The following is a 24,353-nucleotide window of genomic DNA, read 5'->3' on the forward strand; positions in this document are numbered from 1 at the left end:
ACATGACCTTTTCCCGACGCCAGTTTCATAAAATTGCACTTGCCGCCGGCGCATTCGTGGCGCTTCCGGGCGGTTCTTTTGCCGCCGCCGAAGAGCCGGTTTCGGGCGGCACACTCAAGATTGTTTATTTTCCCGAGCCGACCCAGCTTGTGGCCATCAATACGAGCGCGGGCGGCCCGCAATTCATCGGCTCGAAGATCTATGACGGGCTTCTGACCTATGACTACGAGCTTTCGCCCAAGCCGAGCCTTGCCAGGGAATGGAGCGTTTCGGCCGACGGGCTGGAATATGTCTTTCACCTGCAGCCAAAGGCGAAATTCCATGATGGCAAACCGGTGACATCGGCGGATGTGGCATTTTCCATCCTGCGGCTGAAGGAGGCCCATCCGCGTGGCCGGGCGACTTTCGCAAATGTCGAGAGCGTCGATACCTCCGATCCGCTTGTTGCGAAGGTGAAACTTTCCAAGCCGGCGCCGGGTCTGATCACGGCGCTCGCCTCCTCGGAATCGCCTGTTGTGCCGAAGCACATCTTCGAGACCTTCAAACCGACTGATAATCCGAAGCCGGCGCAGATCATCGGTAGCGGTCCCTTCGTGCTGAAGGAATGGGTGCCGGGCAGCCATATTCTGCTGGAGAAAAATGCCGATTACTGGGATGCACCGCGCCCTTATCTCGACCGCGTCATCATCCGCCTCATCAATGATGCGGGCGCACGCGCGGCGGCGCTGGAAACCGGGGAAGGCGACATTGGCCCCAACCCGGTGGCTCTTGCCGATCTGGAACGGCTGAAATCCATCCCGACGCTGAAAGTGGATGACCGCATCTATGCCTATGCCGGCCAGCAGAACCAGCTGGTGATCAATCTTGAGAACGAATATCTGAAGGAATTGAAGGTCAGGCAGGCGATTGCCCATGCCATTGATGTTCCGGCGCTCATCGATACCGTGCTTTACGGTTATGCCGTGCCGTCGCCGACGCCGATCAGCCCCGGCCTTGCGAAGTTCCACAATTCCGATATCGGTTTTGCCAAATTCGATATAGCGCTGGCGGAAAAATTGCTGGATGAGGCAGGCTTTCCGCGCAAGGACGGCGGCAAGCGCTTCAAGCTCAGGGTCACCACCAACCCGTTCAATCCGCAGACCTATTCGGATTTCATCGCGCAGGCGCTGTCGAAGATTGGCATCGAGGCGGATATCCAGAAGTTCGATTTCGGCACCTATGTGAAGGTCGTTTATACCGACCGCGCCTGGGATCTTTCGGTGGAATCCCTCTCCAATACCTTCGATCCGACGGCCGGCGTGCAGCGTGTCTACTGGAGCAAGAATTTCAAGATCGGCCTGCCGTTCTCGAATGCCAGCCATTACGCCAATCCGGAAGTCGACCGGCTGCTGGAAGCGGCGGCGGTGGAGCCTGACATCGAGAAGCGCGCCGCCTTCTTCAAGGAATTTCAGGCCGTTGTCGCCAAGGATCTTCCCGTCATCAATCTGGTCTCACCCATCCAGCCGGTCGTCGGCAGCGTTCGCATCAAGGATTATGCGACCGGGGCGGAGGGGCTGAGCGGCAATCTCGCCAAGGCCTGGGTGACGAAGGAGGCGTGAGCCTCCTCACCTTTCGGTTCGTAGAGCGAAGAAGAGGTCATTTCCATGAGCAGAAAATCCGAAAAGCTGGTTCTCAATGCGTTCATCTATCCGGGCGGACATCATGAGGCGGCCTGGCGGCATCCGGACTCGGAGCCCCACCGCGTCACCGACATAAAGCTCTATCAGGATATTGCCCGCAAGGCCGAGGCAGCAAAGCTGGACGCCATCTTCTTTGCCGATGCGCCGGTGCTGGACGCCAATATCCGTTATGCCGCCCGCCACCGGCTGGAGCCTATCACCATGCTTTCGGCTCTCGCCGCCGTCACGGAAAAAATCGGCTTCATCGCCACGGCGTCCACTACCTATTATGAGCCGTATAATCTCGCCCGGCTGTTCGCTTCGGTCGATCATATCAGCGGCGGCCGCGTGGGCTGGAACATCGTGACGACTTCGGCCGATGCTGCGGCCGGCAACTTTAACCTCCAGAAGCACCCGCCGCATGCCGATCGATACCGTCAGGCCATTGAATTTGTCGACGTGGTAACGAAGCTCTGGGATAGCTGGGAAGATGACGCCATCGTCGCAGACAAGGAGAGCGGTCTGTTTGCCGAGACCGACCGCATCCATCCCGCCAATCACGACGGCGAATTTTACCGGGTGCGCGGCGCGCTGAACGTGCCCCGTTCACCGCAGGGACGGCCGGTTTACGTGCAGGCCGGCTCTTCGGAGGAAGGGCGCGGCTTTGCCGCCCACTATGCCGAAGCGATCTTTACCGCGCATCAGACTCTGGAGAGTGCGCGGTCTTTTTACTCCGATATCAAGAGGCGTGTTGCCGCCACCGGGCGCAACCCCGCCCATGTGAAAATCCTGCCGGGCATCAGCCCCTTCATCGCCTCCACGGAAGAGGAGGCGCGCAAGCTGGAGGCTTCGTTCAACGATCTCATCCAGCCGGCCTTTTCGCTCAAGCAATTGCAGCGCATCACCGGCATCGATCTCTCATCCGCCGATCTCGACAAGCCTTTGCCGAAAGAGGCAGTCGAGGCGACGCGGGCGCAGGCGGATAGCAGCCGCCATCAACTGGTTCTCGACGTCATCGACAGGGAGAACCCGACGATCCGGCAATTGCTGCACCGGCTTGCCGGCGGACGCGGGCACAAGGTGATTTCCGGAACGCCGGAACAGGTGGCGGATTGGATAGAAACCTGGTTCCGTGAGGGCGCGGCCGACGGCTTCAACATCATGCCGCCCTGGCTGAACGGCGGGTTCGATATCTTCGTGGACGAGGTGGTTCCGATCCTGAAACGGCGTGGTCTGTTCCGCGAGGAATATGAGGGTGATACGCTGCGTGACCACTATGGCCTGCCCCGACCGGAGAACATTTACGCGGCCAGAGAGTTGCAAAGGGAACGCGCCTGAGGTGGGACGGGCGTGTTCAGGCGGCGGCCTCAAGAGAGCGCATATCCTCGCGCAACAAAGCGAGTAGAGATGCAACCTCCGGCAGCCGCCGCCTGTCAGGACTGGTCAGCAGGTGATAACGGCTGGCGGTCGGCTGCGGCGCGCCGAAGGGGGCGATCAGGCGCCCGGTTTTCAGGTCTTCGGAAATCAGCGAGTGACGCACAAGACCGATGCCGTGGCCGGATGAGATCGCTTCTATCAGTGCGGTCTGGCGTGAAAAACGCGGACCCGTCGCCGAAATCCTGAGTGGAATGCGGCAGGCGCGAAGCCAGTTTGCCCATTCGAATGCCGGGTCCAGACCATTGCCGCGCAGCATCGCAAAGCCGAAATCCCGCAATCGCTCCGGTTCGCCTGCAAGCCCATGGCGGGCTGCGAAGTCCGGAGTACAGACGGCGCTGACCGTGTCGGTGAAAAGTGGCTCATGGATGAAACCCGGAATTTGCGCAGAAGTAGCGACGATCGCGCAATCGGCGTCGAAATGGGTGAGGTCGATGGTTTCACCATCAAGGGATTCGATGGAAAGCTCGACGTCTCCCAGTGCCGGAACGATACTTCCCAGCCGCGGTGCCAGCCAGCGGGCGGCAAAGCAGCCCTCGGCCAGAACCTTCAGCTGCGGTCTGGCGTTCGAAACCATCAGGTCGGAAAGGCTGCCGATCATGGTCTCGAAGGCATCGGCAAGGCCGGGATAAAGTGCGCTGCCGGCATCGGTCAGCAGCAATTCGCCGCGCTGGCGGCTGAAAAGCGGCTGGCCGAGATGGGTTTCGAGAATGCGGACCTGCTGGCCGATGGCAGCGGTTGATACATGCAGTTCCTCCGCCGCCCGCGAGAAGCTGGCGTGGCGGGCGGCCACGACAAAGGCGCGCAAGGCCGTCAGCGGCGGCAGCCGGGAAAGTGTCGGCAGGCGAAAAGCCGTCCGGCTCCCGGCGGGAGCGACAAACTCCGTTCTCATTGCTGTTTCTCCTTTGCCGTCTGGACCTCCGGCATGGTCAGAATACCCGGCCTTCCCTAAGGTGCGTCGTGGTGCCGTTGAGGTAATAATCACCGATGACACGCGCCTTGTGGGCAAGCGGATTGTGGTTGTAGACCGTGCGGATGTTGCGCCAGTGGCGATCGAAATTCCGATCGCTTGACGTCGCCGAGCCGCCGCCGAGTTCGTAGAGATTGGTGGCGACCGTCAGCGAAAGCTGCGAGGCGATGATCTGGGTGCGGGCGGTGGCGAGCGAGCCTTCCAGCAGGGCTGCCTCTATGGCCTCTTCGTCGCCGGTGGCAAACGCGACGGCGGTGCGGTCGAGCGTTCTGGCCGCCTCGCGGATCAGGGTCTTGACGGCGAAAGCGCCGGCGCTGATTTCGCCGAGCATCTTCTGCACGAAGGGATCCTGATTGGCTGTTTCCGCGCTGCTGTGGAGCGTGGTGCGCGCCTGCCGCAAGACATAATCGACGCCGTCCTTGAGCGCGCCCTGAACGGCGCCGGCGGCGGAGGCGGCAAGGTGCAGCTGCCGCATGGCCGAGCTGTGGCGGCCGATCTGGCTGCCGAGCTTGCGGGTCGTCAGCTCATGCGGCAGCACTTCGACATTTTCCAGCAGGACGCCGCCGCTCGCCGTCATGCGCTGGCCCATGCTGTCCCAGTCGTCGAGAATGGTGATGCCGGCGCGATCGAGCGGAATGAGCACGCCGATCGGCTGGCCGTCGTCACCGATGGCGCTGAAGGTGCCGAAATCGGCAAAGGCCGTGCCGGTCGCATACCATTTGCGGCCGTTAAGGCGATAACGCTCGCCATCGACGCTAAGGTGGGTGGTGATTTCGCCGGGGCGCTTGGTGCCCTGTTCGGTGCTGGCGCCCGCGAAGAGCTTGCCGGCGAGAACATGTTCGAGATGCCGCCGGTCCTCCAGTTCGATGGGGGAGAGAGCGAGGTTCTCGGTGAAATTGAAATGGCTGCGAAGTGCGTGCGGAATATTGCTGTCGGCTTCGCCAAGGATCATCAGCACCTCGATGTAGTCCGAAATCGAGCCGCCCGGTCCGCCCTTGGCTTCGGGAACGCGCAGCGTGCCGATCTTCGCCTCCTTGATAAGGGCGAAGATGTCGAAGGGAAGCTCCCGCTGGCGTTCGCGACGGGCGGCATCCTTTGCCGCAATAGCCGCAATGTCCTTTGCCCGGGCCAGAATCTCGTCCCGGCTCGGCACGCCGGCATTGTCGGTGGTGGTTGTCTGCAGTTTCGGATTGGACATTGCGGTTTTCCCTGAGCGGATGTGAAGGCCTGCGGCGCGGTCGCGCCGCAGGCATTTGTACTTCTGGACGATCAGGCGACCGCGCGCGGCCTGAGCGCCGGGCGGTGTGCCGGTTCGAGATTGCGCGGCACGCGGCCTTCGACGGGGTGGCTCGGATCGTTGAAGCCCGGCGTCGAGGGATGGCCTGTCGTGACGAGGCTATCGATAAGCGCCTCATCTTCCGCATCGATCTTCACATCGAGCGCACGGACGTAACCGTCCCAATGCTCCTCGGTGCGCGGGCCGGTGATCGCGGCGGTGACGAACTTGTTGTTCAGCACCCAGGCGAGCGCAAAATCCGCCGCCGAAACGCCCTTCGATGCGGCATGGGCAGCGACCTTCTGGGCGATTTCGACCGATTCCGGACGCCATTCCGTTTCCAGAACACGCTTGTCGCCACGGCCGACGCGGGTATCGGCGCCCGGCTGTTCGCCCGGCTGATATTTGCCTGTCAGCACGCCGCGTGCGAGCGGTGAATAGGACACCACGCCAAGGCCATAATGGTTGGCGGCCGGCAGCTGTTCGGCTTCCGCCGTGCGGTTGACGATATTGTAGAGCGGCTGGCTGGCAACGGGCCGGTCGATGCCGAGCTGGTCGGCCAGATGCGAAATTTCAGCGATACGCCAGCCGCGGAAATTCGACACGCCGAAGTAACGCAGCTTGCCTGCATGGATGAGATCGGCGATGGCGCGCACCGGCTCTTCCAGCGGCGCATCGAAGACGGCGCGGTGGAAATAGAGGATATCGATATAGTCGGTGTTGAGACGGCGCAGCGAATTCTCGACGGTCTCGATGACCCACTTCCGGGAATGCCCACCGAGGTTGGGGCCCTTGGTGTGGGAATTGACGAATTTCGTTGCCAGAACCCAGTGATCGCGATTGGCCTTGATGCCGCGGCCGACGACTTCTTCCGACTTGCCGTCGTGATAGACATCAGCTGTGTCGATGAAGTTGATGCCCTGCTCGCGCGCCTTGTCGATGATGCGGAAGGCCACGTCATCCGGCGTCGGGCCTCCGAACATCATCGTGCCGAGGCTCAGCGGTGACACTTTCAGCGCGCTGCGTCCGAGATAGCGATAGTCGACCATTATGGTTGCTCCTTCAGTTTATTGGGCATGGTGGCAGGCCACGGCGTGGTTCTTGCCGAAGAGGGTGTAATCCGGCGCTTTTTCGCGACAGAGATCGGTGGCGAGCGGGCAGCGGGTGTGAAACCGGCAGCCGGATGGCGGATCGTGCGGGCTCGGCAGATCGCCGGAAATGGGGGCTGCCTGCTTGCGGCGCGCGGGATCGGGAACGGCTGCGAGAAGCGCGCGGGTATAGGGGTGTTTGGGTGAGGCCCAGAGTTCCGATGTCGGTGCGCTTTCCACGATCTTGCCAAGATACATGACCAGCACGCGGTCGGAGAAATAACGCACCACGGACAGATCGTGGGAAACGAAGAGATAGGAGAGCGAAAGCCGCTTCTTCATCTCCACCAGAAGGTTGAGAATCTGCGCCTGTATCGACAGATCGAGCGCTGAAACCGGCTCGTCGCAGACCACCAGTTCCGGTTCCAGAACCAGCGCGCGGGCAATGCCGATGCGCTGGCGCTGGCCGCCGGAAAATTCATGCGGATACCGGTCGAGCGAATCCGCCGGCAGACCGACCTGCGTGACGATGGCTTCGACGATTTCCCGCTGGCGCGCCCGGTCTCCGATACCGTGCACCTTCAGCGGCCCGGTCAGAATGGTGCGCACGGTCTGGCGCGGGTTGAGCGAGGCGAAGGGGTCCTGAAAGATCATCTGGATGCGGCGGCGGATGCCGCGCAGTTCGGACGATGTCATTGCCGTGACGTCGGCGCCCTTGAAGGTGATCCGGCCGGAAGATGGCTCAACCAGACGCATCAGCGACTTGCCGAGCGAAGACTTGCCGCAGCCGGATTCGCCCACCAGCGCGACGGTTTCGCCAGCCTCGATATCGAGCGAGACGTCATCGACGGCGCGCACGGTGCCGCGCCCTCCCGAATAGTGGGTGGACAGGCTATGCACTGACAAGAGCGCCATCGGGTACCTCCTGGGATGTGGGAGCAACGAAGGGGCAGGCAGCGTAACGGCCTTCCGAAACCTGCCTCAGCGGCGGTACGAATTGCCCGCAAAAGCCGCGGGCGCTCGGACAGCGCGGTCGGAAGGCGCAGCCGCGTTCCCCCGTGGCGGAAACGATGGAGCCTGGAATTTCAATGAGCGGCCCATCGCGATAATGCTGGCCGTCTTCCGCGCGCGGCGAGGCGGCAAGCAGGCCGCGCGTATAGGGATGGTAGGGATTGGAGAAAACCGGTTCCGGCAATCCCTCTTCCACCTTGCGGCCGGCATACATGACCATCACCCGGTCCGCCCATTGCGCCACGATGCCGAGATCGTGGGTGATGAGAATGACGGCCATGTTGAGATCGCGGCGCAGATTGTCGAGCAGTTGCAGGATTTGCGCCTGTATCGTCACGTCGAGCGCCGTCGTTGCCTCGTCGGCGATCAGCAGTTTCGGATTGCAGGCGACGCCGATGGCGATCATGACACGCTGGCGCATGCCGCCGGAAAGCTGGTGCGGATAATCATCCACACGGCGGCGGGCATCGGGAATATTGACCAGTTCCAGAAGCTCGATGGCGCGTTTGCGCGCCTGGTGCCGGTCGATCTTTTCGTGGATGCGCAGTACCTCGATGATCTGCTCGCCGACCGTCAAAACCGGGTTCAGTGAGGTCATCGGCTCCTGAAAGATCATGCCGATATCGCGGCCGCGAATGCCGCGCCATTGCCGCTCGGAAAGCGGTAGCAGCTCGCGGCCTTCGAGCAGAACCCGCCCGCCGGTCTTGGCGTGTGATGGCAGGAGGCCGATCAGGCCGAGCGCTGTCAGGGATTTACCGGAGCCGCTTTCGCCGACGATTGCCAGCATCTCGCCCGGGCTGACATCGAAACTGACGCCTTTGACAGGCTGGGCCGAGCCGAAGCTGACGGACAGATCATGGACTTCAATCAGTTTGCTCATCGGCGTTCCTCCGAAAAGCGGGGGTTGAGCGCATCGTTGAGACCGTCGCTGATGAGGTTCAGCGAAATGACGGTGAAGACGATGGCAAGGCCGGGAAGGGCGGTCAGGTACCAGGCGGTGCGGATGACATCGCGGCCGGACCCGATCATCGATCCCCAGGAGACGCGGTTGGGATCGCCAAGCCCCATGAAGGAAAGGGCTGCTTCCATGAGGATTGCACCCGCCACCATGACGGAGGAAGTGACGATAATAGGCGGCAGCGCGTTGGGCAGGATTTCCTGAAAGACGATCCGCGCATGGCCGTAACCGAGGCTGCGGGCGGCGAGCACATAGTCCTTTTCGCGGATGGCGCGGAATTCCGCGCGGGTAAGGCGTGCCACCAGCGGCCATGTGATGATGCCGATAGCCGATGTGACCGTGGTGACGGAGGGCTGGGCGATGGCGACGAGCACGACGAGCAGCACGAAGTTCGGCAGGGTCTGGAAGATTTCGATCAGCTTCACGAGAATATCGTCGATGACGCCACCGAAATAACCGGCGAAGGCGCCGACGGCGATGCCGATGGTGAGCCCGATCAGCGTCGCCACGACGCCGACGGTGAGCGAGATACGCGCGCCATGCACGATCCCGGCCAGAACATCCCGGCCCATGGAATCGGTGCCGAGCGGATAGGCGGTATTCTGGCCGGGCCAGAGGAACGGGCGGGCCACCATTTCCAAGGGATCACCGGGATAGATCAAGGGGGCGATCAGTGCGGTGATGATGACGGTGGCGAGAAACAGCAGGCCGACGATGGCGTTGGGATTGGTGAGGAAAATCTTCAGTTCCCGCCGCAGGCCGCGCCGCGGCACGGAGACGGAGCGGGCCGAAAGCGCATCCGGTGCGTGGATATAGGGCCAGACCTTTTCTTCCGGCTTTTTCGGTTTGGGATTGGTCTCTTCAGTGCCGAGTTCGGCCGTGTCGAGAACCGCTGACGTATGGGAGGAATTCATCGGCTTTCTCCGATGCGGGGATCAAGCCATGCCTGCAACAGGTCCACGGCCGCATTGACGATGATGACGACGAGGGAAGAGAGGAGCAGAATGCCGAGCAGCACGCTGAAATCGCGCGCCATGACGGCTTCGAAAGCTAGACGGCCAAGGCCGGGCCAGCTGAAGACGGTTTCAACCACGACAGCGCCGCCGAGCAGGCCGCCAATGTGCATGCCGGCCATGGTGGTGATGGGGATGAGCGCGTTGCGCAGGATATGGCGTGTGGTGAGCCTGATCGGCGAAACGCCCTTGGCGCGGGCCGTGCGCACATAATCCTGCGACTTCACTTCCAGCATCGCCGCGCGGGTGAGGCGGGCATAGATCGCCAGAAAATAAAGCGCCAGCGAAAGGGCGGGAAGAACGATGTAACGTAACCGGTCCAGCAGGGCGGAAAAGCCGGTGAGGCTGCTGCCGATGGTGCTGTCGCCGCCCGAGGGAAGCCAGCCGAGCTTCACCGAAAAGGTCAGGATCAGCATCAGGCCGATCCAGAAGCCCGGCACGGAATAAAAGATCAGCGAGCCGATGGAAATGATCCGGTCCGGCAGCTTGCCTGAGAAAAGCGCCATGATGGAGCCGAGGAACACGCCGACGAAAATTGCTATGCCAAGCGCTGCTCCCATCAACGCAAGCGTGCCGGGCAGTCGCTGGCCGATGAGATCAGCAACCGGCATACCGTAACGGGGCGAAAAGCCGAGGCTGAACTGCGCGAGATTGCCGAGATAATTCATCAGCTGGTGCAGAACCGGCAGGTCCAGTCCGAAACGATTGCGGATTTCCGCCATGGTCTCGACCGTCGCCGAACCCGCTTCCGCGGCCAGCACATCGGCGGCATCGCCCGGCGCCAGCTGCAGCAGGAAAAAGTTCAGGATGACGATACCGAGAACCGTCGGAATGGCCTGAATGGCCACCCGCCTCGCCTGCGATAAAATCCTTTTCGAATTCGACATCGGCTCCAGTCCGTAAGCGTGAAATCAGGAAATCGGCCCCGCTGGGGCGTTGGTATTAGTTGACTAATTTTATGGAATTTGTCAAAGAGTAATAGAATTATTTTCTGAAATTTACGAAAATAAGCGCAATAAAGAAAAGATAATTCCTGTTTATGAGAACGACTGGTTCTTCATGCCAAGCTCGCTCTCGTCTGCGGAACAAACTTCTTCCTAAGCGCAACTGTTGAGTTTTGCCGGTTTTTCGCCGGTTCAATCAAGGAGAGGGTATCGCATGACTGTTTTCAACCAGACGACGCGGCGTGGATTTCTGCTGGCGTCGGTGGCGCTTGGCATGGTGTCGTTGCCGGGGCTGAAGCTAGAGGCTGCAGAGCCGGCCCGTGGCGGTACGGCCACGCTGCTGATCTCGTCAGAGCCGCCGGTGCTGACGACGATCGCGCACACGGCCTATAATTCCGTCTATATATCGCCCAAGGTCACCGAAGGGCTGCTGACCTATGGTTTCGATCTCAATCCCAAACCGCTGCTGGCCAAATCATGGGACGTGAGCGCAGATGGCCTTCGTTATACCTTCAAGCTGAGGCCCGGCGTGAAATGGCATGACGGCAAGCCCTTCACTTCCGCCGATGTGGCATTCTCCATAAACACCATCAAGGAAGTGCATCCGCGCGGCCGCAATACATTCCTGAACCTCACTGCTGTCGAGACGCCGGACGAGCTGACGGCGGTTCTGGTTCTTTCCAAACCCGCGCCGTACCTCATAACGGCGCTCGCGGCGGCCGAAACGCCAATCGTGCCGAAACATCTTTATGAGGGTACGAAGGTTACCGAAAACCCGGTCAATCTCGCGCCTGTGGGCACCGGCCCGTTCAAGTTCAAGGAGTGGGTGCGCGGCAGCCATATCGTTTTCGAGCGCAATGCCGACTATTGGGATGCGCCGCGCCCCTATCTCGACAAGCTCATCGTCCGCTTCATTCCTGACGCTTCTGCCCGCGCGATTGCCATAGAAACCGGCGAGATCGATCTCGCCCCCAGCACGCCAGTCGCCTATAGCGATCTCGACCGTCTCAAAGAACTGCCGAGCCTCGGCTTTGAGACCAATGGCTATCAATATACCAACTCGATCAGCCGCGTGGAATTCAACCTCGAAAAGGACGTATTCAAGGACGTGCGCGTTCGCCGCGCCTTCGCGCATGTGATTGACCGCAACGTCATCTTCAACACGGTCAATTACGGTTATGGCGCGACGATCACCGGCCCGATCAATCCGAAGCTGACGAAATGGTTCGTGGATGATCTGAAGACCTATCCGATCGATCTGAAGGCGGCGGAAGCGCTGCTGGATGAGGCCGGATACAAGCGCGGCGCGGATGGCATCCGTTTCAAGCTCAATCTGGACTACGTGCCGAGCACCGAAGCCTATCCGCGTGGTGCGGACTATATTCGACAGGCGCTGGCGAAGGTCGGCGTGGATGTGACGGTGCGGACGCAGGATTTCGCCACCTATACCAAGCGCATCTACACGGATCGCGATTTCGATTTTGCCTATGAGGGCATGAGCAATCTCTTCGATCCGACCGTCGGCGTGCAGCGGCTTTACTGGTCCAAGAACTTCAAGAAGGGCGTGCCCTTCTCCAATGGCGCGGCTTACAGCAATCCCAAGGTGGATGCGCTTCTCGAAGCCGCCGCCATCGAGATTGATCCGGACAAGCGCGTCGCGCAATGGAAGGAAATCCAGCAGATCCTGGTTGAAGACGTGCCGGCCATCGACATCGTCGCGGCACCTGAGATTACCATCTTCAACAAGCGCATTTCCGATCACACCATTGGCGCAGAAGGCGTGGCGGGAAGCCTCGCTTTCGCGCATATCGCTGCATCCTGATCGTCTCGCCAAACCCGGCTCGCCCTTTGGGGCGGGCCGGGATGTCCCTTCAGTCGACAGGCGCCGCAGCATCGCTTTCCGGTGCCATCGTTTTCATCGAGGCCAAAGCCATGAGCACGACACTTTCTGAAATCTGGTACACACGCTGCCCGGTGCCCACCCCAGTAGGGCTGGCGGCACAGCTCGGTTATCTTTCGCAGACCTTCGAGGAGGTAGGCATAGCGCTGAAATCCATCATCGATTCGCCTGACCGCTCCGTTCGCCAGAGCCATTTCAACCACACGCTGGAATGGTCGTTCCGCCACGGCGGCAATGTACCTCCCATCCGCGCCCGCTCGGAAGGGCGCAATACGCGTCTCATCGGGGTTACCTGGACGGACGAGTTTCAGGCAATCATCACCCTGCCGGAAACCGGTATCCGTTCGCTTGCCGATCTCGTCGGCCGTCGTTTCGGTGTGCCGCGCCGGCCGGAAGGCATCGTTGATTTCATGCGCGCGACGGCGTTGAAGGGCATCGTCTCGGCGCTTTCGCAGGAAGGGCTGAAGGTCGAGGATGTCGAGCTCAAGGATATTGTCATCAAGGATTCAGTGCTGGCCTCGCAGGAAGGGCCGTCGCTGTTCGGCCTGAAGCGCCGGCAATCCTTCGGCGAGGAAATCATCGCGCTGCTGCGTGGCGAGGTCGATGCGATTTTCGTCAAGGGAACGGCCGGCATTGCCGCCGCCAACCTGATCGGTGCCGTGCAGGTGGTGGAGTTCGGTTTTCATGCCGATCCGAAAATACGCATCAATTCCGGTTCACCCCGGGTGCTGACGGTCGACGGGCGGCTTGCCGATGAGCGCCCCGATCTGGTGGAGCGGCTGGTTGACGCCATCGCCAGGGCCTCTCTCTGGGCGGAGCAACATCCGGAAGAAACGCGCCGTTTCATCGCGCGCGAGGCCGGCGCGACGGAGGAACAGGTTCTGGCTGCCAACGGAGCTGAGGTTCACCGTCATCTTGGTCTCGGCCTCGATGCCGATCTTGTTGGCGCCGTCGGCCATTACAAGGACTTCCTGCACCAATGGGGCTTCCTTGAAAACGACTTCGATCTTGGCGACTGGATTGACGATCGTTTCGTCACGGCAAATGAAAGGGCGGTGGCATGAGCGTTGCACTTTCCGCCGTTGCGAACACGCCGGCGCAGCGGCCCGATCCCGTTGCCATCGCAACCGTGCTGGCCGGGGATTTCGGCCTGACGGCTGCGGACCACGACAAGAGCGGCGAATTCGCCGCCGGTAATTTCGAGGCGCTTTTCAAATCAGGCCTGCTTGGTCTCGTCACGGCTGAAAAGGATGGCGGCTGGGGCGAGGGCATGGAAACGGCCCATGCCGTCATTACGGCCATCGCCAAGGGCGATCCGTCGACCGCTCTCATTCTCGCCATGCACTACAGCGTCCATGCCGCGATCCGGCGTGGCAAGTGGCCGGCAGCACTTGCTGCAAAGGTACTGGCCGCCAATAGCACGGAGCCGGCGCTTTTGAACAATGCGCAGGCGGAGCCGGGTGTCGGTTCGCCGGCCCATGGCGGCCTGCCGGAAACGACGGCGCGGATCGAGGGCGATGTCTGGGTGGTCAATGGCCGCAAGAGCTTCGTCACCGGCCTGCCGGGTCTGAAATGGGCGATCGTGCTTGCCGTGACGACGGAAGAGACGCCGCGCCTCATCCAGCTTCTGGTGCCGCTCGATGCGGCTGGTATCGCCGAGGAAAAAGCGTGGGAAGCGACCGGCATGTACGCCACCGCCAGCCATGATCTGGTGCTGGAAGAGGTGAAGGTGCCGCTTGCCGACGTCGTTGCCGAACAGCCGGCGGATGAGCCGCTGCGGCGCGATGAGGCAGATGGTTATAATTTCTTCGTGCTGCTGGCTTCCGTCTACCACGGTGTCGCGCTTTCGGCGCGGGACGATCTGTTGAGCCATCTGAACGGCCATGTTCCGGCAAGCCTTGGCGCACCCCTGTCCTCCATTCCTCGGATTCAGGAAGGTCTCGGCCAGATCGAGGTGCTGCTGGCGGCGAACCGGCGCCTCCTTCTCTCCGTCGCCCGCGACGTCGATGCGGGCGAGAGGGTGGGAACCGATGCGCTCGCCGTTCGCCATGTGGTGATCGACAATGCGGTGGCGGTGACGGATCTGGCGCTGGAGCTTGGCGGCAATCGCGGCCTGCGCCGGGACTACAACCTTGAACGCCATCACCGCGATGCCATCACGGCAAGGGCACATGCGCCGCAGAGCCATATGATCCGTACGATTCTTGGCCGTCAGAGTATCAAGGCGGCGGGTGGCTGATCAATGAAGCAACAGGGCGGCCTTGTCTGGGGCGGGCCGCCCATGTTCAAGCCACGCCAATCAATCCCGCAACAGCGGCAGCAAGCTGTCGCCCTGCCTTTCGATTTCCTTGAGATAGGGCGTGTCGGAAAGCACGAAATGGGTGATGCCCAGCGCGCGGTATTTACGCAGTGACGCGGCGACATCCTCCGCCGAACCGACAAGCCATGTGGTTCCCGCACCGCCACCGCCGAATTTACCCGGCGCGGTATAAAGATTGTCGTCCAGCACGTCGCTTTGACGGTGCAAATCCAGCAGGCGGCGCTGGCCGACAGCTACGGCCTGAAGGTGGTCGTTCCAGCGTACGCCACTGTTTGCGGCCATCTCGGCAACTTTCGCTTCCGCATCGCGCCAAGCCTCGGCCGTGGTTTCGCGTACCAGCGTGGTGATCCGCAGGCCGAATTGCAGCGGCGGCAGATCGCGGCCGAGCTTTTCACTGAAGTGCCTGAGCCGCTCGATCCGTTCGCGCACGCCGGCGAGCGGTTCTCCCCAGAAAAGCTGCACATCGGCCTCGGTTGCGGCAACCTGCTCGGCTGCTTCGGAAGCGCCGCCGAAATAGAGTTTGGGATGCGGTCGGCCTTCGCGTGCGGTGATACGTGGTGAGACGGTGGAGTTCGTCACCCGGAAATGGTCGCCATTAAACGTGACGTTTTCCTCGGTCCAGAGCCGCCGTACCAGCCGCATGAATTCTTTCGTGCGCGCATAACGCTGCGCCTGATCACCTTCTTCGTCGCCATAGGCGGCAAGCTCATCCCTGCCGGAAACGATGTTGATCCGCACCCGGCCGGCGGAAAGCTGATCGAGGGTGGCAGCGGCCGATGCGAGGTTGGCCGGCTTCCAGTAGCCGGGACGGATAGCGATCAGCGGCTCGAATGTGGTGGTGCGCGCCGCAAGCGCCGCCGCCACCGTAAATGTATCCGGACGTCCCCAGCCGGTGCCGATCAGCGCGCCTTTCCAGCCATGGGTTTCAAGCGCCCTGGCATGGCTCGTCAATGTATCGAGACTGTTGTGGTTTTCGCTGACGGCGTCGCCCCGGTGGCCGGGTTTGATGTCATTGGGGATGTACCAGAGAAATTCGCTCGTGCTGCTCACATTATCCGCCTGAATTTTCGTTTTATGTTGCGGTGGAATGGCCCTGCCGACGCTTTGCCTTCACCACTTGGGGCTCGCGGAGGCGCAAGCCTCCGCTGGTGCGAGAATGGCAAAGCGGCGGCGGCCCGGCGAAGCAGCGACGTTTCTTTTGTCATCCGACAGAGGAAAAGCTTTCCGTCTGGAAAGACTATATTGCACATATTTTCTATATAAAAAATTTGAGGAAATGATTCCCTGCGATCGACATTATCTCCGTCGGTGGGAAAGCATTTTCTGCGCTACCGAAATTGTCTGGATTGATTTTTCTCGTGCGTCCGAAAGGTGAGCAAGGCAATAGTCGACTGGAATCGCGAAATTCACCATGCTTGCCACACACCGCCCACAACTCACGGAGCCGGCATGTGTACCACCTTGATTGTCCCTGGCCTGAATGGTTCGGATGAAGGACATTGGCAACGGCACTGGTTGCTGGATGATCCCGAAGCGCAACTGGTCGATCAGGACAATTGGCAATGCCCGGTTCTCGAGGACTGGCTCGACCGTCTCGAGGCAGCGCTGGCGACAGTCGACAGCGCTTATATCGTCGCCCACAGCCTCGGTTGCCTGCTGGTGGCGAATATGGGGTCTCGACCCTCTGCCGCCAAAATCAAGGGCGCGCTTCTGGTCGCACCCGCCCATCTCGACCGCGTAGAGGCGATGCATCCCTGCATCGTCAGGTTCGGTGCCTTTCCGCAGCAACCGCTTGCTTTCCCCAGCCTCGTCGTGGGCAGCATGAACGATCCCTATATGGATTCCGAAGAGCTCTCGCGCAGTGCGAGCCTGTGGGGCAGTGGCCTCATCAATCTCGGTCCCGTCGGACATATCAATATTGCCAGCGGTTACGGACGATGGCCTGAGGGTTATGCTCTTTTCGAGCGGTTGAAGGCAGATGGCGCACCTTCAAAGGCGGTGGCGGGATCGAGACTGCGCAGACTGACTGCCCTGGGCGACGCGCATTTTTAGAGAAAGATCGGGTTTTTCCAGCCTTCCTTGCTAAACGGGATGGATAGCGGTCGGTTTATCGCTCTTTTCGGTTTTGACATCATTTACAACCTTTGGGGGTTTTATTGATAATTTTTATTGATGGAATTTTGAATTTCGCCTGAAGATTGTTTTTGAGTGGCCGCATTTATTTTCTACAGAAAATATAGAAAAGCGTTTCTTCGCTCCGGACGGTTTTGTCGTCACCTTTCATTGGTCATCAAATCAGGGAAAGGGGTAAGGAAATGTCCAGAATCAAGCTTGTAACGTCGGCTCTCGGCGGATTGTTTTTGTCGGCGATATCGTTGGCCACGGCTGGAGCATCGGAAGCGCTTGTCACGGCCGACTGGCTGAAGGAGAATCTCGACAATCCGAAAGTGCGGGTCTTTGAAGTCAGCGTCGATACGGGCGTCTATGAGCGCGGGCATATTCCGGGCGCAGTGAACCTCAACTGGCATACGGATCTCGTTGACAAGGAAAAACGCGACATTGCCGCGCGTGAGAATTTCCAGTCCCTGCTGCAGAAAGCCGGCGTGGGTGACGATACGACGATCGTTTTATATGGCGACAACAACAACTGGTTTGCCGCCTGGGGTGCGTGGATTTTCGAAACCTACGGTCTTGGCGACCGCGTAAAGCTGCTGGATGGTGGCCGCAAGCTTTGGGAGGCGCAGGGCCTGCCTTTCGACACATCCGCACCGGCAACGGCCGAAACGAAACTGAAACTCGCCGAGCCCGACACCTCGGTCCGGGCGCGCTTTGTCGACGTCGTTGCGGTGGCTGAGGGCAAGCACAACATCAAGCTGGTGGATATCCGCTCGGCGGATGAATATTCCGGCAAGATTTTCGCGCCGGATGGCGTCAAGGAGCTGTCCGTCCGTGCCGGTCACATCCCCGGCGCCGTCAATGTTCCGTGGGGCACAATCGTCAACAAGGATGGAACCTTCAAAGCGGCAGAAGAGATCAAGGCGATCTATGCCGAGAAGGGCATCGACGGCTCGGCGCCCATCATCACCTATTGCCGCATCGGCGAGCGCTCCAGCCACACCTGGTTCGCGCTGAAGAAGATACTCGGTTACGACGTCCGCAATTATGACGGTTCCTGGACCGAGTACGGAAATGCGGTCGGTGTTCCCATCAGCAATCCGACGGGAACGGTCTGGACGGGCAAATAAGCCTCCACCGCCTCCATCATGGGGCCGGTGCGTCGGATGGCGCACCGGCATTTATTCTTCCGACATCGCCGGTATTCCATGCATTCGACCCTTTCCCGCCTCGCGGCGCTTGCCATTTTATGCGCCCTGACGGTCGCTGTTTATCAATTGGGGCTGCTTGAGAATGGCAGGCCGCTTGCATTTTCCCTTCTGGCCGGCACCGCTTTCGGCATCGTGATGCAGCGCGGACGGTTCTGCTTTCTCTGCAATTTCCGCGATTTCATCGACGGCAGGCGTTCGGACGGTGTTGTGGCCATTCTTGTGGCATTGCTGGCGGGCGTGGTGTTTTACCAGGTCGTCACCGCGGCGTGGATGCCGGTGCCGCAACCCGGCCGCCTGCCGCCCAATGCGCATATCGGCCCCGTCGGCTGGATTCTGGCGTTGGCTGCGAGCGTCTTCGGTTTGGGCGCAGCGCTTTCCGGCTCCTGCCTGTCCGGGCATTTTTACCGGCTGGGCGAGGGGGCTTTCGGTTCCGTGCTTGCCATAGCCGGAGCGGGGCTTGGTTTCCTGCTGGCATTTCTCAGCTGGAATTTTCTCTATACGGTCAGCATTTTTGACGATCTGCCCATCTGGTTGCCGCATCATCTTGGATACGGCCCGGCGCTGCTGGTTGCCTGCACTGTGTTGGTCATTCTGATCCTACTCGTTCTGTTTTTCGATAAAACCGAGCCCGCTTCATCGACTGCCGCCACGGCAAGCCGGCTGCAGCAGGCGCTCCGAAGCATTTTCGTCGAACGCTGGCCGCCCGTCATAACCGGCGTTCTTGTCGCGGCCATCAGCGCCTTTTCCTATTTCCGTGTCGCACCGCTCGGAGTGACGGCCGAACTCGGCAGCATCGTCAGAACGACGGGGGCTGCGGCGGGCTGGGTGCCGGAAACGCTTGCGGGACTAGACACGGTGCGGGGATGCATCAGCGCCGTTAAAACAACGATCCTGTCGCCGAACGGTGTTTTCGTCCTGGGACTGATGTTTGCGAGTCTGGCGTCCGCGCTTTCAGCGGGGAAATTTCAGCCCGCATGGCCTTCCGCCGGTGGGTTGGCGACACGGTTTGCCGGTGGCGTGCTGATGGGCTGGGGTGGCATGACCGCGCTTGGCTGCACCATTGGCGTGCTTTTGTCAGGCATCCACGCGGGCGCGCTTTCCGGCTGGGTATTTCTCGTTTTTTGCGGTTTGGGTGCATTTGCCGGCCTTTTTCTCAAGCGCCGGTTTGCCTTGCCATGAGACCGGATGCTTGAAATTTACCACCATCGTTAGATGAGGCGGCGATGGCCCATTCTCGGCGGCCGGAAACGGATTTTTTCCCGTCGCCGCAACCTTAGTCCACATTTGCCGGTGATCCTCCAATTATAGAATAGTAATTTTATGGAAAATATTGACGATTTCGGACCGTCGCCCGAGGATAAGGGAATTGAGCAAAGGAGGCGCACATGCCGCAGGGACTTCATGCGTTTACTTTCGATCTGTTCGGTTTGACCCGGCGCCAGCCGCGTAGCGAGGAACAGGTTAGTCTTCATCCTCTGGATCATTCCGGACGCATCAGGCAGGAGAAAAGCGATCTCGAACTCGAAAGGGAAGAGATCTGCGAAATGAACTTTGCGATGCTCGGCCTTTATCCGGTCTTCTGACGACCATTAACGAAGGCTCCTTTTCCTTTCGGAGCGCGGTTTATCGGGGAGAGAAACTCTCTTCGCCGGGTGGAAATTGGAACAAAATTTCTTAAACGCGCCGGGGAATTGGCTACCCTTTTATCATCAAGCCGCATTGCCCGAGGGCAGATTGCAAAGGACCTGCCGATGAGCACACCCGATAAGCCACTCGATTTTCTGTGGTTCATACCCACCTCAGGCGATGGCAGCTATCTCGGCTCAGACGATCTTTCGCGTCCTGCCGATCCCGGCTATTTCCGGGAAATAGCCCAGGCCGCTGATCGGCTCGGTTATTCAGGCGTGCTCATTCCCACCGGCGTTGCCTGTGAGGAATCCTTCATCCTTGCGGCCAATCTTGCCGCCTATACCGAAAAGTTGAAATTCCTGGTCGCCATCCGTCCGGGCGTCGCATCGCCCGCTTATTATGCGCGGCTCGCTTCCACTCTCGATCGCGTTTCCCATGGCCGGCTGCTGCTCAATATCGTGGTCGGCGGCAGCGCCCAGGAACTTGCCGGCGATGGCATTTTTCTGCCCCATGACGAGCGTTACGATCACGCCGGCGAGTTTTTCCAGGTGTTCAATTCGCTGATTGAAACCGGCAAGGGAAACCTCGACGGCAAATATATCAAGGCGGTGGACGCAAAACTCGGCCTGCCGCCGGTGCAGGAACCGCGACCGCCCATTTACTTCGGCGGCTCCTCCGATGCCGGCATCGAGTTTTCGGCCGGTATCACCGACAAATACCTGACCTGGGGTGAACCGCCGGCGCAGGTGGCTGAAAAAATCGCCAAGGTGCGCGCCGCCGCCGCCAAAAAAGGGCGCGAGGTTACCTTCGGTATCCGGCTGCATTTCATCGTTCGCGAAACAGACGAGGAAGCGTGGGCCGATGCCGACCGGCTGATCTCGAAGCTTTCCGACGAAACCATCGCATCCGCTCAGGAGGTCTTCTCCAAGGCTTCGGATTCCGTTGGGCAGGCGAGAATGCAGGCGCTGCACAATGGCCGGCGCGACCGGCTGGAAGTCTCCCCGAATTTGTGGGCGGGCATCGGTCTTGTCCGTTCGGGTGCAGGCACGGCGCTGGTCGGTTCGCCGAAGACGGTGGCGGCGCGGCTCAGGGAATATCAGGCGCTGGGCATCGATACCGTCATCGCCTCGGGTTATCCGCATCTGGAAGAAGCCTATCGGCTATCCGAACTGCTGTTTCCGGAAATCGGGCTCGGTGGGCCCCGTAACCAGATACGGTCCTCTTTCGGCGCGAAACAGGTTTTCGGCGGCGGCGGTCATGGCGGTAACGTCAAGCTGGTGTCCGGATCCTGATTCATCGGCGGGAGGCGGCTTATGCCTTCTTCCGTTTCGGCAGACATCCTTGCGGTGCAATGAAATCAGGCAACGGCATATAAGACATTATTTCTATAGAATATTATCAATATGGAAAACGATGTCTATTTCACCCCCCGCCATCGCTGCTAGCTATTGAACAATTCAGCTGTTTTCAGGAGCAACCCGATGACATTGCAATATGCGGCCAAGGATCAACACTTCATCAATCTCCGCGACCCGGTTGGCGGCAAGTCGGCGGATGCCGACAGCCTCAAGGCGGCGCTGAGAACGCTGGGCGGCGGTGTCAGCGTGATTACGGCGGGTGAGGGTGACGAGCGAACGGGAGCGACCGTGACTTCGGCCACCGCTTTGTCGGTCGATCCGCCGCGCATTCTGGTAGCGCTCAACCGTTCCTCGTCAACGTGGCCGGTGGTGCAGCGTTTCGGTCATCTTGCCGTCAACATCATCGGAGCGAACCATCAGTTCATTGCCAATCAGTTTGCCGGCATCGGTGGCCTGAAGGGCCCGGATCGGTATCGCGGCGCTGAATGGACACGGCTGTCGAGCGGCGCGCCCATCCTCGAAGACGCGGTTGCCGCGATCGATTGCACCATCGAAGAAACGATCGAACGGCACAGCCATGTCATCGTCATCGGCAAGGTGGAGGCGATCCGCATCGGCTCCGGTCATTCGCTGCTCTATCAAAACGGGCGTTATCATTCTCTGGACTGAGCGCCGGCCATTCGGCGCTTTCACTTTGTCATTCTTTGAGGGAGTTGAGCATGGGATCCGTCACGCCTCTCGGCGAAAGACTTCGTTTCGTTCCTCCACGCCTCGGCGCGGATATCGATGTGCTGACCGTTGCCCGGACGATCGCCGAAAACTGCGCCGTTGAAAGTCCCGGGCAAATTCATGCGCGGATCGCCCGTTCCGGTCTTCTTGCTCTTTCCGTTCCAACGGAACTCGGCGGGGCGGATATCACAAATGACGTTCTGTCACAGGCGTTAGCCATCATTTCCGCAGCCGATGCGGGGGCGGCGCATGATCTCGTTGAACATTTCACCGCCCTGGAATTCATCAGGAACGCGGGTAGCGAAGACCAGCGCAAGGCGCTCTTCGCCCGTCTTGATCTTGGCGAGACCTTCGCGCTGGCAATATCTGCCGCTGATCTGGATCAGGCGGTTGTGGTGACGGAAGACGACTACGCCCTGCGGCTGCCCGATGAAGTCGCGGGGTCGGTCAAGGTCGATGCGGACTGGATCGTTGTGCCGGCTGTCAACACGGCCGGACAGCCCCTGCTTGTCGTCCTGCGCAATCGCCCCAATACGTTATGGGAGGGTCTCTTGCGCGCCGATCAGGTGGTGTTCCTTGCCCAGGGCGCCGGGAACCTGGCCGCTTCCGTTTCCGCCCTTTTGAAAGCCGCAGTGGCTCTGGGGCAGAAGCAGCGTGAGCTTTCCGTTCTGCTGATCGACAGACTGGCGGACGAGGGCGCAGCGCGGCCCATGATAGGTGAAATATTTCTCGCCATCGAACTCCTGAAGGCGCAGATAACAAGCCTTGCGGCCAATATCGATGCGGCGCAGGTGGGGGCGGAGAATGTCACCTTTCGTTCGGTCCGCAACAATGCCATCACGCTTGAAATCCTGATGGCGCGCCTCGGTCTTGTCGAAGGCGTCAGCGAAGCCGGGCTGATCGCGTCGCTGGACAGTGATCTGCGCAGGCAATAAGCGACGCTCTGTCGTGGAACCCGAACGAAGGGCCGTGCGAAATTCTATTCGCCGGCCGGAATAGAGCGGGCATCCTGCCCGTCCTTTGCCACGAATTGCGCAAGCGTCATATTGTCCAGAATGGTTGCGATGGCGTCACGCACGTCCGTCATCGAAACCCTGACCTGACAGGTCTCGGGATCATCACAGTCGTCACAGGCTTCAAAGGCCGTGCGGCTTGCGCAGCGGATGGGAGCCAAGGGTCCATCCAGCGTACGGATAACCTGCCCGATCATGATTTCGGATGGCATTTTCGACAGTGAATAACCGCCATTCGGGCCCTTCTTGGAGCGCAGAATGCCGCTATTGCGCAGTTCCAGAAGAATAGTGTCCAGGAATTTTTTCGGGATGTTGTTGCGGGTCGCAATCTCCGTCACGAAGGCGGTCTCGCCCTGAGGCAACCGCGCCAGATCGACAAGAGCCTTTAATCCGTATTTGCCTTTTTTGGTCAACATCGCACGATCCGAAAAGAGAGTCGGCACAGTTTACAGTGCCGGGCCGTATTATTCCTTACTTACTAAGTAGTTTTTAGCGAATTCCGGCGCAAGCCCGTTTCGTCCGGGTTTGGTGCTCAAAGCGGCCTGTTGCAGCCTTTTTGAGACCAGGTCCCCCGTTTTGCCGGCACGGGCTTTCGAAAACATCACTGAAAACAATATTTTCTCTGATCGCGCCGCAACGTGGAACGATCATCCTTTATTAGAATATAAAATCGGTAGACAAAGTATGCATCAAAGACGCGAGGTGATGATGTATACGCTCAGTTTGCTGGACAAGAGCCCGGTTTCAACGGGGGAGGACGCCGCGAGCGCGTTCCGCGACACGATCAATCTTGCCAAACGCGCCGAAGAGCTGGGTTATCGCCGTTTCTGGGTGGCCGAACATCACAATTCGCCGGAGCTTGCCGGTTCCGCGCCGGAGGCGCTGGTTGCATGGATACTGGCGAAGACCTCCCGCATCCGGGTTGGCTCGGGCGGCGTCATGCTGCAGCACTATAGCCCTTACAAGGTTGCCGAGGTTTTCAACGTCCTGTCGTCGCTTGCGCCCGGCCGGGTCGATCTCGGCATCGGCAAGACACCGGGTGGGTTGCCGCTTGCGACGTCGGCCTTGCAGCAGGCCTATGATCCCGCCCGCAAGCCGGATTTCGAAGCGGCCTTCGGTGAACTCACCACATTTTTATCGGGCGCTGTGCCGCAGGATCATGCACAGGCCGGGCTGCAGGCAACACCTGCGCCGCCGGTCGCGGCAGAGAGATTTCTGCTCGGCGCCAGCCCGGAAAGCGCAAGGCTTGCGGCTTCAAGGGGATGGAATTTCGTCTTTGCCGGCCACCTCAATGGTGATGCGGAGGTTCTTCGCCGCAGCCTCTCGGCTTTCCGGGAGGAAAGCGGTGGAGTTGCCCCGATCCTTGCACTGTCGGCTTTTGCAGCCAGCGATCCCGCCCATGCCGCGAGACAGGTCGAAGGTCAACGCATCTACCGGGTATTCCTCAGCGACGGCAGGGCGTTCAACCTCGGCCGCCGCGAACAGGCGGAGGAATTCGCCCGCCAGTCCGGCGATACCGATTATCGCATCGAAGAGCGCAAGCCCAACGTCCTGCATGGCGGGCCGGAGGATATTCACAAGGCGCTTCGTGCGCTTTCCGAAGAGCACGGCATCGAGGAATTCATCATCGAACCGCCCCATGTCGGGGCCGATCAGCGGCTTGCCTCGGTCGAACTCTTGGCCCCACATCGCCTTTCCCGGGCGGCATAATTTTCTCTCAGGAGGG

22 protein-coding genes are annotated in these 24,353 nt (G+C 60.2%); 13 read left to right on the plus strand and 9 right to left on the minus strand.

Going from position 1 to position 24,353, the window contains the following annotated elements; all coding sequences use genetic code 11:
* The first annotated feature begins 2 nt into the window (after positions 1-2).
* Positions 3-1,598: an ABC transporter substrate-binding protein gene (locus V6S97_RS13065; protein WP_003506927.1), complete on the plus strand. Its 1,596-nt coding sequence runs from the start codon at positions 3-5 to the stop codon at positions 1,596-1,598.
* Positions 1,599-1,643: 45 nt separating this feature from the next.
* Positions 1,644-2,996, plus strand: a complete 1,353-nt coding sequence (locus V6S97_RS13070) for an LLM class flavin-dependent oxidoreductase (protein WP_003506925.1) — start codon at positions 1,644-1,646, stop codon at positions 2,994-2,996.
* Between the two features lie 16 nt (positions 2,997-3,012).
* Here V6S97_RS13070 and V6S97_RS13075 read toward each other — a convergent pair whose 3' ends face one another.
* The 7 genes from V6S97_RS13075 to V6S97_RS13105 all read right to left on the minus strand — a co-directional run bounded on the left by V6S97_RS13075 (position 3,013) and on the right by V6S97_RS13105 (position 10,295).
* Positions 3,013-3,984, minus strand: a complete 972-nt coding sequence (locus V6S97_RS13075) for a LysR substrate-binding domain-containing protein (RefSeq protein WP_003506924.1) — start codon at positions 3,982-3,984, stop codon at positions 3,013-3,015.
* Positions 3,985-4,021: 37 nt separating this feature from the next.
* Positions 4,022-5,260 (minus strand): acyl-CoA dehydrogenase family protein, encoded by a 1,239-nt coding sequence (locus V6S97_RS13080; RefSeq protein ID WP_003506922.1) that lies wholly within the window; start codon positions 5,258-5,260, stop codon positions 4,022-4,024.
* A 71-nt stretch (positions 5,261-5,331) separates the two neighbouring features.
* On the minus strand, positions 5,332-6,387 hold the full coding sequence (locus V6S97_RS13085; RefSeq protein WP_099087217.1) for an aldo/keto reductase: 1,056 nt from the start codon (positions 6,385-6,387) through the stop codon (positions 5,332-5,334).
* A gap of 18 nt (positions 6,388-6,405) precedes the next feature.
* A complete protein-coding gene (locus tag V6S97_RS13090; RefSeq protein WP_003506918.1) occupies positions 6,406-7,341 on the minus strand; it encodes an ABC transporter ATP-binding protein in 936 nt (311 codons plus the stop codon).
* A complete protein-coding gene (locus V6S97_RS13095) occupies positions 7,319-8,317 on the minus strand; it encodes an ABC transporter ATP-binding protein (protein ID WP_003506916.1) in 999 nt (332 codons plus the stop codon). Before V6S97_RS13095 ends, V6S97_RS13090 begins: the two co-directional genes overlap by 23 nt.
* Entirely contained in the window at positions 8,314-9,309 is a 996-nt protein-coding gene (locus V6S97_RS13100; RefSeq protein ID WP_113007392.1) for an ABC transporter permease, read from the minus strand. The genes V6S97_RS13095 and V6S97_RS13100 overlap by 4 nt, the downstream gene beginning before the upstream one ends.
* Positions 9,306-10,295 carry an ABC transporter permease gene (locus V6S97_RS13105; protein WP_020808993.1) on the minus strand — a complete coding sequence of 330 codons (990 nt, stop codon included), beginning with the start codon at positions 10,293-10,295 and terminating at the stop codon, positions 9,306-9,308. Before V6S97_RS13105 ends, V6S97_RS13100 begins: the two co-directional genes overlap by 4 nt.
* Positions 10,296-10,566: 271 nt before the next feature.
* Between V6S97_RS13105 and V6S97_RS13110 the strand changes: the two genes are divergently transcribed.
* The 3 genes from V6S97_RS13110 to V6S97_RS13120 all read left to right on the plus strand — a co-directional run bounded on the left by V6S97_RS13110 (position 10,567) and on the right by V6S97_RS13120 (position 14,491).
* Positions 10,567-12,174 (plus strand): ABC transporter substrate-binding protein, encoded by a 1,608-nt coding sequence (locus tag V6S97_RS13110; RefSeq protein WP_060724860.1) that lies wholly within the window; start codon positions 10,567-10,569, stop codon positions 12,172-12,174.
* A gap of 110 nt (positions 12,175-12,284) precedes the next feature.
* The gene (locus V6S97_RS13115) at positions 12,285-13,316 is read left to right on the plus strand and encodes an ABC transporter substrate-binding protein (RefSeq protein WP_035213062.1); all 1,032 of its coding nucleotides are present in this window, start codon (positions 12,285-12,287) and stop codon (positions 13,314-13,316) included.
* Positions 13,313-14,491 carry an acyl-CoA dehydrogenase family protein gene (locus V6S97_RS13120; protein ID WP_003506903.1) on the plus strand — a complete coding sequence of 393 codons (1,179 nt, stop codon included), beginning with the start codon at positions 13,313-13,315 and terminating at the stop codon, positions 14,489-14,491. The genes V6S97_RS13115 and V6S97_RS13120 overlap by 4 nt, the downstream gene beginning before the upstream one ends.
* 60 nt (positions 14,492-14,551) lie before the next feature.
* Here the strand turns inward: V6S97_RS13120 and V6S97_RS13125 are convergent, their stop codons facing one another.
* The gene (locus V6S97_RS13125; protein ID WP_003506901.1) at positions 14,552-15,622 is read right to left on the minus strand and encodes an LLM class flavin-dependent oxidoreductase; all 1,071 of its coding nucleotides are present in this window, start codon (positions 15,620-15,622) and stop codon (positions 14,552-14,554) included.
* A gap of 399 nt (positions 15,623-16,021) precedes the next feature.
* Between V6S97_RS13125 and V6S97_RS13130 the strand changes: the two genes are divergently transcribed.
* The 7 genes from V6S97_RS13130 (at position 16,022) to V6S97_RS13160 (ending at position 22,549) form a co-directional block, all read left to right on the plus strand.
* Positions 16,022-16,624 carry an alpha/beta hydrolase gene (locus V6S97_RS13130; protein ID WP_035213050.1) on the plus strand — a complete coding sequence of 201 codons (603 nt, stop codon included), beginning with the start codon at positions 16,022-16,024 and terminating at the stop codon, positions 16,622-16,624.
* 263 nt (positions 16,625-16,887) lie between these two features.
* Positions 16,888-17,817, plus strand: a complete 930-nt coding sequence (locus V6S97_RS13135; RefSeq protein ID WP_003506897.1) for a sulfurtransferase — start codon at positions 16,888-16,890, stop codon at positions 17,815-17,817.
* 78 nt (positions 17,818-17,895) lie between these two features.
* A complete protein-coding gene (locus V6S97_RS13140; RefSeq protein ID WP_003506895.1) occupies positions 17,896-19,077 on the plus strand; it encodes a YeeE/YedE family protein in 1,182 nt (393 codons plus the stop codon).
* A gap of 206 nt (positions 19,078-19,283) precedes the next feature.
* A complete protein-coding gene (locus tag V6S97_RS13145) occupies positions 19,284-19,481 on the plus strand; it encodes a hypothetical protein (protein ID WP_003506893.1) in 198 nt (65 codons plus the stop codon).
* A 168-nt stretch (positions 19,482-19,649) separates the two neighbouring features.
* Positions 19,650-20,819 (plus strand): FMNH2-dependent alkanesulfonate monooxygenase, encoded by a 1,170-nt coding sequence (gene ssuD / locus V6S97_RS13150; protein WP_003506891.1) that lies wholly within the window; start codon positions 19,650-19,652, stop codon positions 20,817-20,819.
* Between the two features lie 189 nt (positions 20,820-21,008).
* Positions 21,009-21,554, plus strand: a complete 546-nt coding sequence (locus tag V6S97_RS13155) for a flavin reductase family protein (RefSeq protein WP_003506889.1) — start codon at positions 21,009-21,011, stop codon at positions 21,552-21,554.
* A 50-nt stretch (positions 21,555-21,604) separates the two neighbouring features.
* Positions 21,605-22,549: an acyl-CoA dehydrogenase family protein gene (locus V6S97_RS13160; protein WP_113007394.1), complete on the plus strand. Its 945-nt coding sequence runs from the start codon at positions 21,605-21,607 to the stop codon at positions 22,547-22,549.
* 44 nt (positions 22,550-22,593) lie between these two features.
* Here V6S97_RS13160 and V6S97_RS13165 read toward each other — a convergent pair whose 3' ends face one another.
* On the minus strand, positions 22,594-23,043 hold the full coding sequence (locus tag V6S97_RS13165) for an RrF2 family transcriptional regulator (protein ID WP_003506886.1): 450 nt from the start codon (positions 23,041-23,043) through the stop codon (positions 22,594-22,596).
* A 289-nt stretch (positions 23,044-23,332) separates the two neighbouring features.
* Here V6S97_RS13165 and V6S97_RS13170 point away from each other — a divergent pair, with 289 nt between their 5' ends.
* Positions 23,333-24,337, plus strand: coding sequence for an LLM class flavin-dependent oxidoreductase (locus V6S97_RS13170; RefSeq protein WP_165001883.1), 1,005 nt, complete (start codon positions 23,333-23,335; stop codon positions 24,335-24,337).
* Positions 24,338-24,353 lie beyond the last annotated feature (16 nt).

It is taken from the genome of Agrobacterium sp. CCNWLW155 (assembly GCF_036888815.1).
Classification (GTDB): Bacteria; Pseudomonadota; Alphaproteobacteria; order Rhizobiales; family Rhizobiaceae; genus Agrobacterium; species Agrobacterium radiobacter.